12 protein-coding genes and 2 pseudogenes are annotated in these 14112 nt (G+C 44.7%); 1 reads left to right on the plus strand and 13 read right to left on the minus strand.

Going from position 1 to position 14112, the window contains the following annotated elements; translation table 11 throughout:
- Window positions 1–59: 59 nt before the first annotated feature.
- The 5 genes and pseudogenes from recG to MFLO_RS02600 form a co-directional block, all read right to left on the minus strand.
- Window positions 60–2079: pseudogene (recG, locus tag MFLO_RS02580) on the minus strand (ATP-dependent DNA helicase RecG).
- Window positions 2080–2101: 22 nt separating this feature from the next.
- A complete protein-coding gene (gene sdaAA / locus MFLO_RS02585) occupies window positions 2102–2992 on the minus strand; it encodes an L-serine ammonia-lyase, iron-sulfur-dependent, subunit alpha (protein WP_036096167.1) in 891 nt (296 codons plus the stop codon).
- An 18-nt stretch (window positions 2993–3010) separates the two neighbouring features.
- Window positions 3011–3673, minus strand: coding sequence for an L-serine ammonia-lyase, iron-sulfur-dependent subunit beta (gene sdaAB / locus MFLO_RS02590; RefSeq protein ID WP_036096169.1), 663 nt, complete (start codon window positions 3671–3673; stop codon window positions 3011–3013).
- Between the two features lie 38 nt (window positions 3674–3711).
- Window positions 3712–5376 carry a DAK2 domain-containing protein gene (locus tag MFLO_RS02595; RefSeq protein WP_036096170.1) on the minus strand — a complete coding sequence of 555 codons (1665 nt, stop codon included), beginning with the start codon at window positions 5374–5376 and terminating at the stop codon, window positions 3712–3714.
- Between the two features lie 14 nt (window positions 5377–5390).
- On the minus strand, window positions 5391–5756 hold the full coding sequence (locus MFLO_RS02600; protein WP_036096172.1) for an Asp23/Gls24 family envelope stress response protein: 366 nt from the start codon (window positions 5754–5756) through the stop codon (window positions 5391–5393).
- 299 nt (window positions 5757–6055) lie between these two features.
- Between MFLO_RS02600 and rpmB the strand changes: the two genes are divergently transcribed.
- Entirely contained in the window at window positions 6056–6244 is a 189-nt protein-coding gene (gene rpmB, locus MFLO_RS02605) for a 50S ribosomal protein L28 (protein WP_036096174.1), read from the plus strand.
- A 143-nt stretch (window positions 6245–6387) separates the two neighbouring features.
- Here rpmB and MFLO_RS02610 read toward each other — a convergent pair whose 3' ends face one another.
- The 8 genes and pseudogenes from MFLO_RS02610 to fmt all read right to left on the minus strand — a co-directional run bounded on the left by MFLO_RS02610 (window position 6388) and on the right by fmt (window position 14104).
- The gene (locus MFLO_RS02610) at window positions 6388–6759 is read right to left on the minus strand and encodes a hypothetical protein (RefSeq protein WP_036096175.1); all 372 of its coding nucleotides are present in this window, start codon (window positions 6757–6759) and stop codon (window positions 6388–6390) included.
- A 13-nt stretch (window positions 6760–6772) separates the two neighbouring features.
- A complete protein-coding gene (locus tag MFLO_RS02615; protein WP_051993450.1) occupies window positions 6773–7417 on the minus strand; it encodes a thiamine diphosphokinase in 645 nt (214 codons plus the stop codon).
- A 54-nt stretch (window positions 7418–7471) separates the two neighbouring features.
- Window positions 7472–8128, minus strand: coding sequence for a ribulose-phosphate 3-epimerase (gene rpe, locus MFLO_RS02620; RefSeq protein WP_036096176.1), 657 nt, complete (start codon window positions 8126–8128; stop codon window positions 7472–7474).
- A gap of 2 nt (window positions 8129–8130) precedes the next feature.
- On the minus strand, window positions 8131–9009 hold the full coding sequence (rsgA, locus tag MFLO_RS02625) for a ribosome small subunit-dependent GTPase A (RefSeq protein WP_036096178.1): 879 nt from the start codon (window positions 9007–9009) through the stop codon (window positions 8131–8133).
- A gap of 20 nt (window positions 9010–9029) precedes the next feature.
- A complete protein-coding gene (pknB, locus tag MFLO_RS02630; protein ID WP_036096179.1) occupies window positions 9030–11063 on the minus strand; it encodes a Stk1 family PASTA domain-containing Ser/Thr kinase in 2034 nt (677 codons plus the stop codon).
- Window positions 11060–11815 carry a Stp1/IreP family PP2C-type Ser/Thr phosphatase gene (locus MFLO_RS02635; protein ID WP_036096181.1) on the minus strand — a complete coding sequence of 252 codons (756 nt, stop codon included), beginning with the start codon at window positions 11813–11815 and terminating at the stop codon, window positions 11060–11062. The genes pknB and MFLO_RS02635 overlap by 4 nt, the downstream gene beginning before the upstream one ends.
- 20 nt (window positions 11816–11835) lie before the next feature.
- Window positions 11836–13161, minus strand: coding sequence for a 16S rRNA (cytosine(967)-C(5))-methyltransferase RsmB (gene rsmB, locus MFLO_RS02640; RefSeq protein ID WP_036096183.1), 1326 nt, complete (start codon window positions 13159–13161; stop codon window positions 11836–11838).
- Window positions 13162–14104: pseudogene (fmt, locus tag MFLO_RS02645) on the minus strand (methionyl-tRNA formyltransferase).
- Window positions 14105–14112 lie beyond the last annotated feature (8 nt).

Raw genomic sequence — 14112 nt, forward strand, 5'->3', positions numbered from 1 at the left:
TTATTTCTATACGTTCATTATGTTATATAAAAAGCTGCTTCCTTGCAAGCTTTTTCCATCTAATCAAGCTTCTCCGAACCAAAGACCCCTAAGTCATCAAGCAAGTTTCGCAGTTTTTCATAGCGCGGCTGATTCATAAAATCTTCTTCAAAAATCAGCTTCGCCGCATCTTGGCGTGCCACTTCAAGCACCCGGTAATCGTGCACCATATCAGCCACTTTAAATTCCGGAATCCCGCTTTGCTTCTTACCGAAGAAATCCCCCGGTCCTCGCAGTTCAAGATCACGTTCACTAAGCACAAAACCGTCGCTTGTTTCTGTCATGATCGACATCCGCTCTTTGCCGACTTCCGTTTTTGGATTAGCAATTAAAATACAATAGGATTGTTCGCTACCGCGGCCGACCCGGCCGCGCAACTGGTGCAACTGCGCGAGGCCAAACCGATCAGCATCATAGATGACCATCATCGTTGCATTCGGCACATTCACTCCGACTTCGACAACCGTCGTTGAAACAAGGCAATCAATCTGTTTGTCATTAAAAGCGCGCATTAATTCATCTTTTTCTGCCGGAAGCAGTCTCCCGTGCATAAGACCTGGTGTATATTTGCCTTTCCATTTCGTAAGCAAAATATTGTAAAAATCAACCGCATTTTGAACATCAAGTTTTTCCGACTCTTCAATCAGCGGACAAATGACGTAAGCCTGTCTGCCTTTTGCGATTTCTTTTTCCATAAATGCAATCACACGATCAAGCATCTCATGTTTCACCCAAAACGTTTCAATTTCTTTTCGCCCCGCCGGAAGCTCATCGATAATCGAAACATCCATTTCACCGAATGCAGTAATCGCAAGCGTTCGCGGAATCGGGGTTGCCGTCATAAAAAGAACATCCGGATACTCGCCCTTTTCTCGCAAGACGCGGCGTTGATTTACGCCGAAACGATGCTGTTCATCAGTAATTACAAGCCCGAGACGATTAAAAATTACATCCTCTTGAATCACAGCGTGCGTCCCAATTAAAACGTCCAGTTCTCCCGCTTCAAGCATCGCAAGCAGTTCACGCCGCTTCTTGCCTTTAACACTGCTTGTAAGCAAGCCGACTGTCACGCCAAACGGCTCAAGCAAATCAAAGAGCGAATTCGCATGCTGTTCAGCAAGAATTTCCGTTGGTACCATGAGGGCGCTTTGAAAACCGCTTTTCGCCGCCGCAAACATCGCAATACTTGCCACGACCGTTTTCCCAGAACCTACATCGCCTTGAAGAAGCCGGTTCATATGAAAATGCGATTTCATATCACCGCTGATTTCATTCACTACACGCTTTTGCGCATTCGTGAGTGGAAATGGCAGAGCATCAATATAAGTTCGCAATTCTTCTACATCATAGTCAATTGAGATGCCATTTGAGCGTTCCCGTTCAATCTTCCTGAAAAACTGCATTTTCATTTGGAAAAGCAAAAATTCCTCGTAAACCATCCGCCGCCTCGCTTGCTTAAGTTCCGCATCATCTTTTGGAAAGTGCAGCATACAAACCGCGTCAGAACGAGAAACTAGCTTATAACGTTCTAATAATTCTTCCGGAATCACTTCAACAATCAGCTCATGAAAAGTATCAAAAGCTTGTTTCGTGTATTTAAAAAATCGTTTTATTGCGCATATTGCCTTTCAGTCTGTAAACACCCTCAAGATTTTCATCGCTACTTTTTAAGCCGCTCCCGAATTTGCTTGCCGTAATTTGCGCTCGATTTTTATCCCATTTTCCAGAGATTGTCACTTGTTCGCCCGCTGCGATCTTGCTTTTCAAGTATGGCTGATTAAAAAAATCAATTTTCAAGATTTGCCCGTCAGCAGATAAACGAAACGATAACTTTGATTTTTTCCTACCATAATAACTGACAACCGGTTCGGTTAATACTTCGCCATAGACCGTTATCCGTTCCCCGTTTTCCACTTCGGACAAATCCCGCATCCGGTAATCTTCATAGCGGTACGGGAAATTCCAAAGCAAATCATATATTGATTCAATTCCGAGTTCCTTAAACGTTTTAGCGGTTTCCTCTCCGATTCCCTTCAGCATCGTAAGCGGTATCTTTGTTAAATTATTCTCCAATGCCCTCAGGCGACAAGCCGAAGATTTTTGCTTGAATCATGCGTCCCGTCGGCGTCGCCGCCAGTCCTCCCTCTGCTGTTTCTCTTAGACTGCTTGGCATTTGAAGACCAACGCGGTGCATCGCCTCAATTACTTCATCACACGGGATGCGGCTCTTAATCCCTGCAAGCGCCATATCTGCTGAAATAATAGCTTGCGACGAACCAAGCGCATTACGTTTCACACAAGGTACTTCAACAAGTCCGGCAACTGGATCACATACTAAACCTAGCATATTTTTCATCGTCATTGCCATTGCATCAGCTGATTGTTCCGGCGTTCCGCCGGCAGCTTCAACAAGGGCCGCTGAAGCCATTGCGCTTGCTGAACCTACCTCAGCTTGACAACCGCCTGCCGCTCCGCTGATAAACGCATTGTTTGCCACAACAAAGCCAAATGCGCCGGCTGTAAATAGAAAATTGATCATTTGTTCTTGCGTCAGGTTCAGTCGATCTTTGACCGCAAATAAGACGCCGGGAACAACCCCTGCGCTTCCTGCTGTCGGCGTAGCACAAATAACGCCCATTGCCGCATTGACTTCATTCGTTGCGATAGCTTTTTGAACAGAACGTAAAAGCACATCGCCCGAAAGAAAATTGCCTTTATCAATATATTCCTGCATTAAGACTGCATCGCCGCCAGTCAGTCCTGTCGTCGACTCGACACCCGCTTCGCCGTCTTTAATGGCTTGTTCCATCACTTCAAGATTCCGCTCCATCGCTTCGATTACTTCCTCGCGTGACTTTCCGGAAACGCTCACTTCGCGTTCAATCATGATTTCTGAGATTGGTTTATTTTCGCGATTTGCGATATCCACTAATTCTGCGACCGTACGAAACATAACTTTCACACTCCTAAATTAAATAATTATACTGGCTACTTGGAAAACACCTTTTAATTTTGCAATTCCATCAAGGAGACTTTGATCAACAGGCTGATCTACTTCGATCACCATTAGGGCATCATCGCCTTTTACTTTTCGCGAAACTTTCATCGCACCGATATTAATCTCATGATCGGCAATAATGCGCGTCGTATTCGCAATCACCCCGAACTTATCTTCATGAAGAATAAGTAGCGCCGGCGCCGTCCCTGTAAATTCAAGTTCAAATTCATTCAAGCGGATAATTTCCACTTTGCCGCCGCCAATTGAAGCACCAACAAGCGTCATTTGCTTCATGCCGTTTTTCAGCACAAGCTTAACCGTATTCGGATGAGGAGCTTCCTCCGTTTCTTCGATGAATTGAATGTGCATGCCCCAATCCTCTGCAAGCTTAGGTGAATCTTTCATTCGTGGATCATCCGGTTCAAAACCAAGCAAACCCCCGATGAGGGCAACATCTGTGCCGTGACCTTTATACGTTTTTGCAAATGAGCCGTACAAATGAATGTCCACTTGCGCAGGCTGTTCGTTAAAAACACTTCTTGCAATCGCTCCAATACGGCTTGCTCCCGCCGTATGGGAACTTGAAGGACCAATCATTACCGGCCCGATAACATCGAACACACTATTAAACTTCATCTGAAACATCCTTTCCCCGTCATCGTTTGACGATTTTGTTATTCAACAGAAAAAATGTATGGATAAACCGGCTGACCGCCGTCATGCACTTCAAATTCCACATCAGGGAATTCATCAGTAAGAGCATCCACAAGCTCTTCTGCCGTTTCGGGCGTTGCGCCTTCCCCGAAAATTAGCGTCACAATTTCACTGTCTTCATCAAGCATCGCTTGGAGCGTATCCAGCGCCGTAGCTTTGAGTGTCTTTTCACTATATTTGATTTTCCCTTGGATCATCCCAATAAAATCATCCTTATGAATTTCAACACCTTCAACAGTAGTATCCCGAACAGCCGTCGTCACAGAACCACTTTTCACTTCATCAATAACCTGTGTCATTGCCCCGACGTTCTCAGAGAAATCAGCACGTGGTTGATACGCAAGCAGTGCCGCAAGCCCTTCTGGAATCGTCTTCGTCGGAATCACTTGAACACTTTCCTCACCAAGCACAGCCGCCGCTTGCTCAGCTGCCATCAAAATGTTTTTATTGTTCGGCAAAACAAAAACTTGCTCCGCATTTGCCGATTCTATTGCTTTTACAATATCCTCCGTACTCGGATTCATCGTTTGACCGCCAGAAAGCACGACCGTCGCTCCGACACTTAAGAACAATTCTTTGATACCTGCTCCGGCCGAAACCGTCACAATCCCGAATGGAACTTTCTCTTTTGGTGCCGCTTGTTCCTCCGGTTCGGATACAATTGCATCGTGCTGTTCGCGCATATTTTCAACCTTCATCTTAATCAAGCTGCCGAATTCCTGTCCGTAATTGAAAACATCACCTGGATGCTCTGTGTGGACGTGTACTTTAGCCACTTCATCATCAGAAACAACTAAAAGCGAATCCCCCATCGTACTTAAGTGATTGCGGAATTCAGTTTCGTCAAAGGCTTTTTGGCCGGGCTTATTCTCATTAATTCGCACCATAATCTCCGTGCAGTACCCATAAACAATGTCTTCTGTCGACATAAAGTCCTGCACATGGCGGTGGTGCTCCGCGCTCACAAGCTCGCTCATCGAAAGCATATAGTCAGGAATTTCCATGTTACCCGTTAGGACGCCATAGAATCCTTCATAAATAATAATCAATCCTTGACCGCCGCTATCGACTACACCTACTTCTTTTAGTACAGGAAGCTGCTCTGGGGTTTTTTCAAGCGCTTCTTTCCCCTTAGCAAGAATGTCCTTCATAACCGCCTCGATCGTTGCATCTTCTCGGCTTGCTGCTTCAATCCCAGCTTTTGCTGCTTCACGCGCAACCGTCAAAATCGTTCCTTCAACAGGTTTCATTACAGCCTTATACGCCGTCTCAACGCCCTTAACAAATCCGCCGGCAAAGTCAACTGGTGAAAGTCTTTCTTTTCCTTCAACTGCTTTTGCGAAACCGCGGAATAGCTGCGACAAAATAACCCCTGAATTACCACGAGCTCCCATTAAAAGACCCTTTGCCAGATTTGCACTTACTGCGCCAGCATTTGCCGTTTCGTGCGTCTTAACCTCTTTCGCACCACTTGTCATGGATAAATTCATGTTCGTCCCAGTGTCGCCGTCAGGAACAGGGAAAACATTCAGCGAATCTACAAAGTCAGCATTTTTGGTTAAATTTTCCGCGCCGAGCGCAATCATTTTTGCCCATTTTTCTCCGTCTAACTGATAAGTATCCAACTTTAGAATCCCCCTTAATCTTCGTCCAAGACTTTGACACCTTGAACAAAGATATTTACAGAGTCGACTGTAAGTCCAAGTGTTTTTTCAAGTGTATATTTAACACGTTCTTGCACATTATGCGCCACTTCGGAAATTTTCGTACCGAATCGAACAATAATATACATATCGATGTGAAGACCAGAGCCTTCTTTTCTAACAATAACGCCCTTTGTATAATTTTCACGACCGAGAATCTCCGTTAAGCCATCGCGAATTTGATGACGACTTGCCATTCCGACAATCCCGAAGTTCTCTTCAGCAGCACCGCCTGCAATCGTTGCAATGACTTCGTCTGTGATTGCTACCGTGCCGAGTTTTGTTTCTATTTCAAGTGACATGATATTTCCTCCTTGAAACCAGTTATTCAACTGATCTAGTTTGCTCATTTAAGCATTAACTTTTCTCGTTCGCATCTATTTTACTATATTCGCGAAACGATTGAAAGCCCATCTTCTTGAACCCGCAACAAAGCGCACTTTGCTGTCAAGTAAAAAATCTTTGCAGCATTTCCGCATAAGGACTTGCAAGAAAGTCATTTGTATGATAAATTATTCTAGTGTATGAAATTAACTGACGAGATGCTCTTCAGATTTTTATCCGAAACATCTTGAGAAGTTTGGTATAAGGAGGGGTTATAATGGCTAAAGAATGTGTGATTACAGGTCGTAAATCTCGTTCTGGCAACCGTCGTTCCCACGCGATGAATTCAAGCAAACGTACTTGGAAAGCGAACTTACAAAAAGTGCGCATCTTAGTAAACGGTAAACCTAAGAAAGTTTGGGTATCTACTCGTGCGCTTAAATCTGGAAAAGTAGAACGTGTTTAATCTTAATCAGAGAAGCAGAAATGCAGTGAAAACATTCACTGCATTTTTTCTTTGTCCAAAAATACTCGCAAACAAAAAACCGCAAAAGCTAGACTAAAAATCCAACTTCTGCGGGTCATCTCGCTTCGCATGTTCGCTTCAACCTAGTTTTTCTTTTCCGTTTCAGCATTTTCCTGCCGCGCATCAATTTCCGCAGCCTTACCAAGAATTCCACAGATTACCATAAACATTCCGGCAAAAATATGCACGAAAATGAAAGCTGGGATACCGCTTACGAAAATAATCGGAATGGCGATCTTAAACTTTTTCTTGACTAAAAAAGAATAGCCGACTACAAAGCTGATAATAAAAATTAAACTTGCCACCGTCATAATCATGATTGGTGTTTTTAAGTTGTCGGAGTACTGAAATGAAAAAGCATTACGCGTTGTAAAAACTTGGACAACCAAACTAAACAAAATGGCAATCCCACCTGTAATTAATGACCAATTATATTTGCTTTTAAAAAGTTCCAAAAACACCGCTCCTTTAATCTTTGCTTTGAATCATCAAAATGAGTCCTGTTTCAAATGTAAATCGACCTTGCACGCCAAGAAATTCATTGCTTGAAAGTGCTCGTCCAAACGGAAAAGAGGCCTCGTGAAGCGGATATTTAAATCCTTCGAGCGTAAGACCTGCCACATTCCCCATCGTGATAAATGCCGCGTATTCCATTTCCGCTTGCTTCTTGACATGGTAGCTACCCGGCAGATACATTTTCATCCAGTTAGAAACGTCTACAAGCTCAACAAGTGGAACCGCCGACTCAAACTCTGGCTTCGTGAGCATCATCAAATTTGCAAGCAAATGATCCATCCGGCCGCCTGTTGCACCAAAAATCCGAATCAAATCCGGCTTTTTTTCCATCGCGAACAAAAGTCCGATTTCCGTATCCGTCAAATCTTTTTCAGCTGGAAACTCGCTCACATCAGCGACATGCTCTTTAAGAGACGCAAGCTCTGACTCAGAAAGCGAATCAAAATCCCCCATCGCCTTAATCATCGGGATACCGCGCTCAAGCAAGTATTTCGCACCGCCGTCAACACCGATCCAGTCCGCTCCGGAACTCGTATATGGCGAAAGATCTGGTAGCTCGCTTTCAGGTCCTCCCACCATGATATGTATCGTCTTCAAATTTCCAACCCCTTTTTGGCAAAAGAAGCCGCATTATGCTGCTTCTTTCTACCCTTATTCCCCAACAATTTGACGCAGCTTATCAATCGGTATCATGCGGTCGGGATTTCCATAAATGTAGCTACCCGCAACGAAAATATCCGCACCCGCATCAAGGCACTGCTTCGCGGTTACATCGTTAACTCCGCCGTCCACTTCAATCGCAATCGAATACCCTTTTTCAGCACAATACGCTTTAAATGCCGTAATCTTATTCAAGACTTCTGGAATAAATTTTTGACCGCCAAACCCGGGATTAACCGTCATGAACAGCACCATATCCAGTTCATCTAACACATGATACAACGTGTCAATCGGCGTTGCAGGATTTAACACCGCGGCCGCCTTTACATCAAACGAGCGGATATGCTGCAGCGTGCGGTGAAGGTGCGGACACGTTTCTACATGAACCGAAATAATATCCGCACCAGCTTTCGCAAACTGCGGAATATACGCATCCGGATTTTCAATCATCAGATGGACATCAAGCGGGAGTTTTGTCCGTGGTCGAATGGCTTTTACAACATCCGGCCCGAACGTGATATTCGGAACAAAATGACCGTCCATCACATCGACATGAAGGTAATCTGCTCCAAGTGCTTCTACTTCTTTAATGTCGCGTTCCAAATTAGCAAAGTCAGCGCTTAAAATTGAAGGTGCAATTTTTCCCATTTTTAATACCTCGGCTTTCTCGATTTTAGTTCTGTTAAAATTTGGAGATAATCTTCGTAACGAAAGACAGCAATTTCATTCTCCGCTACCGCCGTTTTGACCGCACAAGCAGGTTCATTTTCATGCAGACAGCCGCGGAACTTGCAGCCACTCCGACGATCTTCAATTTCTGGAAAACAGAATTGCAGCTTCTCCGGTTCCAAATCCGTCCATTCAATTGAACTGAAACCGGGTGTATCTACAATAAATCCATCACCGATCGGCAGAAGTTCGACATGTCGCGTCGTATGTTTCCCTCTGCCGAGCGCATTTGAGATTTCACCTGTCGAAAGCGTCAAATCCGGATTGAGCCGGTTTAACAGCGTAGATTTCCCTACTCCTGACTGACCGGCGATAACCGCAACACGGTCTTTCACAAGGCTGATAAGCGCCGTCCGGTCTACTTCATCATTCGCAAGAAACACTTCATAGCCGACAGCCTGATATACTTCCGTTGCAGCTTCAACCGCCGCTTTTTCAGCTTCGCTCGCAATATCCAATTTGCTGATACAAATAATAGGTGTGATATCTTCTTTTTCAATTGCAACGAGAAACCGATCCGCCAAGTTGGTTGAAAAACCGGGTTCCGTTGCCGAAAATACAAGAATGGCAATGTCGATATTAGCGACCGGAGGACGTACAAGTTCGTTTTCTCGCGGTAAAATTTCAAGAATATAGCCATCTGTCTCATTATCTGCTTGAAAAACCACATCATCACCGACAAGCGGCGTCAGTTTACGCTTTCTAAAATTGCCACGCGCCCGTGTTTGATAAGTTTTTCCTTCACTATAGACATAATAAAATCCGCTGAGAGCTTTAATAATTTGACCTTCCAGAGCCATTACCTCCTTTACGCATATAATCAACCAGGATAATCTACATTTCCTTCATCCACAGTTTCACCGTCGCGCATTACTTTATAAGCCGCCTTTGAACCTTCTTCAACTTCAAACGTAAGGGTTACATTCGTATTTTTAGTAATATCCATTTCGCGATAAGGCGATGACATGCTGTGGTTTTTATCTTCAATATAAATCACGATATGCTGAGGAGTTGGCGTAGTATTTTCATCCGCCGCGTCTTCATTCCCCGTATCCGCTGTATTGTCTTTGGTGTCGTCAAATGGAATTGTCAACGTCCGCGTTACCTTTTTCACTTCTTTTTCTTTTGGCCCGCGAGAAAGAACAACTTGAATGGTGTCTCCGGCATTAATGCTCGCGCCAGAACCTGGGCTTTGCGAAATTACTTGGCCCTTTTCAACCGTATCCGAGTATTCCTCGCTCGTTTTAATCGTGATTCCGGTTGATGCCGCGTAATCATCCAGTGCACGCTGATTATAACCGCTCAAATCCTTTAGCGTCATTGGTTCTTTACCTTTGCTGACCGTAAACATAACATTCGTTTCCTTTGCAATCACTTCCGCACCTGCCGCCGGATCTTGCGAAATAATCATGCCTGCCTCAACCGTATCGCTGTACTCCTCTTTCTGATCGACTGACTTAAAGCCTTGTTCTGAGAGCTTCGCCTTGGCATCATCGTAATCTTTATCTGAAAAATCTTCCATCGAAATTTTCTTTGAACCAATACTGATATAAAGTGTGACCTTCGTTCCTTTTATTTTCATCTCGCCCGCTTCCGGATTTGACTTAATAACACGGCCTTCCTTTACTGTATCACTGTTCTTCTCGACCGTTTTCCCAATCGTAAATCCTTCACGCTGAAGGAGCGACATAGCCGCCGCTTCCGTCTTGCCTGCGAGATCCGGTATCTCCACTTCATCTGGTTCGCGTCCAAGCGCCCATAAAGTCGTAATTAATCCAGCAAACAGCAAAATAATCACCAGTACAATCCAAAAAACCTTCTTCTTTTTGCTCTTGTTTTTCTTTTTGCCCTGTTCTGTTCCTTTTTTCGCATCCTCTTTCGGCTTTTTTTCCTCAGCCGGAGTCTTATCCGATTCGCGCTCCGGGACAACTGTTTCATCTAAATTCCGAATCGCATCCTTCGCTAGAACAATCGGAATTGTCTTTGTATCGCCATCATCCGCTTTAATCATATATTTCGGTTCATTTAATCGCTCTGGATCAAGACATGTTCTAAGATCTTCTTCCATTTCTTCAACCGACTGATAGCGAGCAAACGGGTCTTTCGCTGTTGCTTTGATAATAATATTTTCTAGGCTTTGCGGTATCGCCGGATTCGCTTCCCGAACTGACGGCATCTTCGCCTGCAAATGTTTGATGGCAATTGAAACAGCAGATTCTCCGTCATAAGGTACTTCACCGCTCAAAAGTTCATATAGCACGATACCAAGCGAATAGATATCCGATTTTTGCGTCGCCATTCCGCCGCGCGCTTGTTCAGGAGATAAATAATGAACAGAGCCAAGCAAAGAGTTAGTTTGCGTAATCGAAGTTTCCGAAAGCGCCATTGCAATTCCGAAGTCCGTGATCTTCACAACACCTTTACGGTCAATCAAAATATTCTGCGGTTTGATGTCGCGATGGATGATATGATGCTGATGCGCGGCTGAAACCGCCGAAACAATTTGGCGCATAATATCAACTGCTTTATCAAACGGAATCGGATGATTTTCTTGGATATACTGTTTCAAATCCATGCCGTCAACATGTTCCATTACAATATAATGCAAGTCATTTTCTTCACCGACATCATAAATGCTGACAATATTCGGGTGATCTAAACTTGTTGCCGATTGTGCTTCGCGCTGAAAACGTCGAATCAAATTGCTTTCATCTGCGAGGTCAATTCTAAGAATCTTAACCGCTACGTCGCGATTCAAAATCATATCGTGCGCGAGAAAGACATTTGCCATTCCACCGCCGCCAATCGGGCTTAAAATTTTATAGCGTCCGCTAAGACGTTTTCCGATCATCATTTGGACGTTCCTCCTTCTTGCAGATTTCTTGTAAGGAGAAGAACCGTAATGTTATCTTTGCCCCCATTGGCATTTGCCTTCGTAATAAACGAATCCGCTTTTTCCGCGAGTGTCCGTTCACTTAAAAGCGTCTGCTTAATTTCTTCTTCTGAAATCATATTGCTCAAGCCATCGGAACATAAAAGCAAAATGTCCGTTGCTTCAAATGGTACCGTAAAAGTATCTGTGTCAACGGTTCCTTCCACACCAAGCGCCCGAAGCAGAATATTTTTTCGGGGATGGTTTTCAGCATCCTCTTTTGAAATTTCACCTTTTCGCAAAAGCTCATTCACAAGAGAATGATCTTCCGTTACTTGCTTCAGTTCTTTTCCATTCAGCAGGTAGCCTCTGCTGTCGCCTACATTCGCGATGATAACTTGGCTTCTTGTGAAAACTGCTGCAACGAGCGTTGTTCCCATTCCTTTTAAACCAGATTCTTCACCAGCATAAGCTACGATTTCCCGATTGATCTTTTGAATCGTTTCGCGAAACCATGCTTCTACATCTGGCGCATATAAAAATTCATTCGTTTCTTGCCATGCCTCGCTTAAGAGCCGAACGGCCATTTCAGAAGCCACATCTCCAGCTCTGTGACCGCCCATTCCGTCAGCAACAATAACAATCGGGTTGCCCGTTTTATTTTCGAATACTCCGCCGTTGTCTTCATTATGATGTCTGATTCTTCCTCTGTCGGTTCTAAATTCTACGTGCATAATCCGCTTTCTCTCCAATCTTAAGGACGTCTCTTGAAACTAGAAACGTAAAAACCATCGCTTCCAAAATCAGTAGGTAAAACTTGCAGGTCATCGCCCGTTCTTAAATGTCTTAACTTTTCAGGAACAGCTACTGTAAGCTGTTCAAATTCTGGATGCTTTGCTAAAAATGCTGCAGCAACTGCGCCATTTTCCTCGTGGTCAATTGTACAGGTACTATAGACTAATATACCATTTTCTTTTACCAGTTGGCTAACTTCATCTAAAATGTCGAGCTGAATTTCAGAAAGGCGCTCAATATCTTTTTCCGTTTTACTGTATTTAATATCCGGCTTCCTCCGCAACACACCAAAACCTGTACACGGCGCGTCAACGAGCACACGGTCAAAGCTTTTCACATCAAATTGCGTCGCCGCTTCCCGCGCATCAAGGGTTTGTGTTCGAATATTCAAGAGTCCAAGCCGCTCTGCCGCCGCACTAATCAGCTTCGTTTTATGCTTGTGAATGTCGAGAGCCGTCACATTTCCCGTTCCATGCATTTTTTCTGCGATATGCGTCGTTTTTCCGCCCGGCGCCGCACAAGCGTCGAGCACCTCTAAATCATCTTCCAGTTCAAGCGCATAAGCAGCGAGCATTGAACTTTCATCTTGAATCGTACAGCGACCTTCACGAAACGCATCCGTCCCAGCAATACTTCCACGCGTCACAAGAATGGCTTCTGGAATCTCTGCTGCGGCTTCCGCTTCAACTCCTGCTTTATGAAACTCCGCCAGAAGAGCCGTTCTGTCAGTCTCTGTTTTATTCACTCGGACCGACTGATGTGGCGGAACAAGAAAGGCCTCAGCGAGTTGTTCTGCTTTTTCATACCCATATTGATCAATCATTCGGCGTGCTAAGAAAAGCGGCAAGCTCCCCTGAACTGCCAAGCGTTCTCCTGCATCCGAAAGTGCATCAAGCGGCTTAACCCCTTGCCTTAAAATGCTCCGCAACACACCGTTCACAAAACTGGTTACACCTTTATGTCCGCGTTTTTGGGCAATTTCACCCGCCTCGTGCAGGACTGCGTGTTCTGGAACCTTATCTAAGAATTCGAGCTGGTAGACCGAAAGCCGAAGCAGCATCAGTACCCAGTCATCCGGTTTTTTCTTCAAAAATGGTTCAAGATAATAATCGAGCGTAATCTTGCGCTGCAAAGTTCCATAGACAAGCTCTGTTAAAAGAGCCTTATCTTCCCTTTTAAGCGGATATTTTTTCAGAGTTTCGTTAATCAGCAAATGGCTGTAGGAACCTTGATTTTCAATTTTGAGCAACAGCTCAAGCGCCAGTTCGCGCGTCGTTTTCTTCATTTAATTGCCAAACCTCGTTTCTTTTGGAAGTGTGCGCCCTGCTCCTTGCATGAAGGCACTTGCTTCCATTTTCGGCTTTCCGGCCGGTTGAACCACATCTGGAATCAAAATCCCACCATCACCAGCAACTATCCCGAATTTCGACTTAGAAAGTGCAATAAAACTTCCGGGAAGAAGTGCTACGGTTTCAACCGACAAATGCGCCTTCAAAATCTTAAATGCTTGACCGTTAAGCGTTGTATACGCCGTTGGAAACGGTGCAAGTCCGCGAATGTGATTAAACACTTCCCGCGCAGAGCGCGTCCAGTCGATTTTTTTCCTGCTCGCGGCTGATGTTTCGTGCAAACGTAACCTTTGCTTCATCTTGCGGTACCGCTGTAATTTTCCCTTCAAAAAAGTCCGGCAACGTCTCCATCAAGAGTTTAGCCCCAACATCTGAAAGCTTGTCAAACATTGATCCAGTATCATCTTCATCCGTAATCGGAATGCTACGCTGTGCAATCATATCGCCGGCATCAAGCTGCTTGACCATATACATAATCGTAACGCCGGTTTCTTTATCCCCGTTCATCACCGCATAATGAATTGGTGCCCCGCCGCGGTAAGCCGGCAAAAGCGACGCATGAACGTTAATCGCACCAAATTTCTGCGCATTAAGCAATTTTTCGGGCAAAATCTGACCATAAGCGGCGGTTACGAGCAAATCTGCTTGCAAACGAATAAGCGCTTCAAGCTCTTCGGAACTGCGTAGCTTCTCCGGCTGAAAAATCGGAATTCCCAGTTCGAGTGCCTTTCGCTTCACAGGCGGCGGTGTCAAAATCCGTTTGCGTCCAACTGGGCGGTCGGGCTGCGTGACCACTGCTATAACCTCATAGCGTTCAGCTAAGTTTGAAAGAATCGGCACCGCAAATTCCGGTGTTCCCATAAAAATAATTTTTTTCATAAAATCCT

The sequence above is a fragment of the Listeria floridensis FSL S10-1187 genome, assembly GCF_000525875.1.
GTDB classification, from domain to species: domain Bacteria; phylum Bacillota; class Bacilli; order Lactobacillales; family Listeriaceae; genus Listeria; species Listeria floridensis.

What these genes read in the sequence shown, in the direction of transcription:
- rpmB (WP_036096174.1), top strand. Translation starts at nt 6,056, where the DNA reads ATGGCTAAAGAATGTGTGATTACAGGTCGTAAATCTCGTTCTGGCAAC.
- sdaAA (WP_036096167.1), bottom strand. Translation starts at nt 2,992, where the DNA reads ATGTTTCGTACGGTCGCAGAATTAGTGGATATCGCAAATCGCGAAAAT.
- rpe (WP_036096176.1), bottom strand. Translation starts at nt 8,128, where the DNA reads ATGGGAAAAATTGCACCTTCAATTTTAAGCGCTGACTTTGCTAATTTG.
- MFLO_RS02635 (WP_036096181.1), bottom strand. Translation starts at nt 11,815, where the DNA reads ATGCACGTAGAATTTAGAACCGACAGAGGAAGAATCAGACATCATAAT.
- sdaAB (WP_036096169.1), bottom strand. Translation starts at nt 3,673, where the DNA reads ATGAAGTTTAATAGTGTGTTCGATGTTATCGGGCCGGTAATGATTGGT.
- MFLO_RS02600 (WP_036096172.1), bottom strand. Translation starts at nt 5,756, where the DNA reads ATGTCACTTGAAATAGAAACAAAACTCGGCACGGTAGCAATCACAGAC.
- pknB (WP_036096179.1), bottom strand. Translation starts at nt 11,063, where the DNA reads ATGATGATCGGAAAACGTCTTAGCGGACGCTATAAAATTTTAAGCCCG.
- rsgA (WP_036096178.1), bottom strand. Translation starts at nt 9,009, where the DNA reads ATGGCTCTGGAAGGTCAAATTATTAAAGCTCTCAGCGGATTTTATTAT.
- rsmB (WP_036096183.1), bottom strand. Translation starts at nt 13,161, where the DNA reads ATGAAGAAAACGACGCGCGAACTGGCGCTTGAGCTGTTGCTCAAAATT.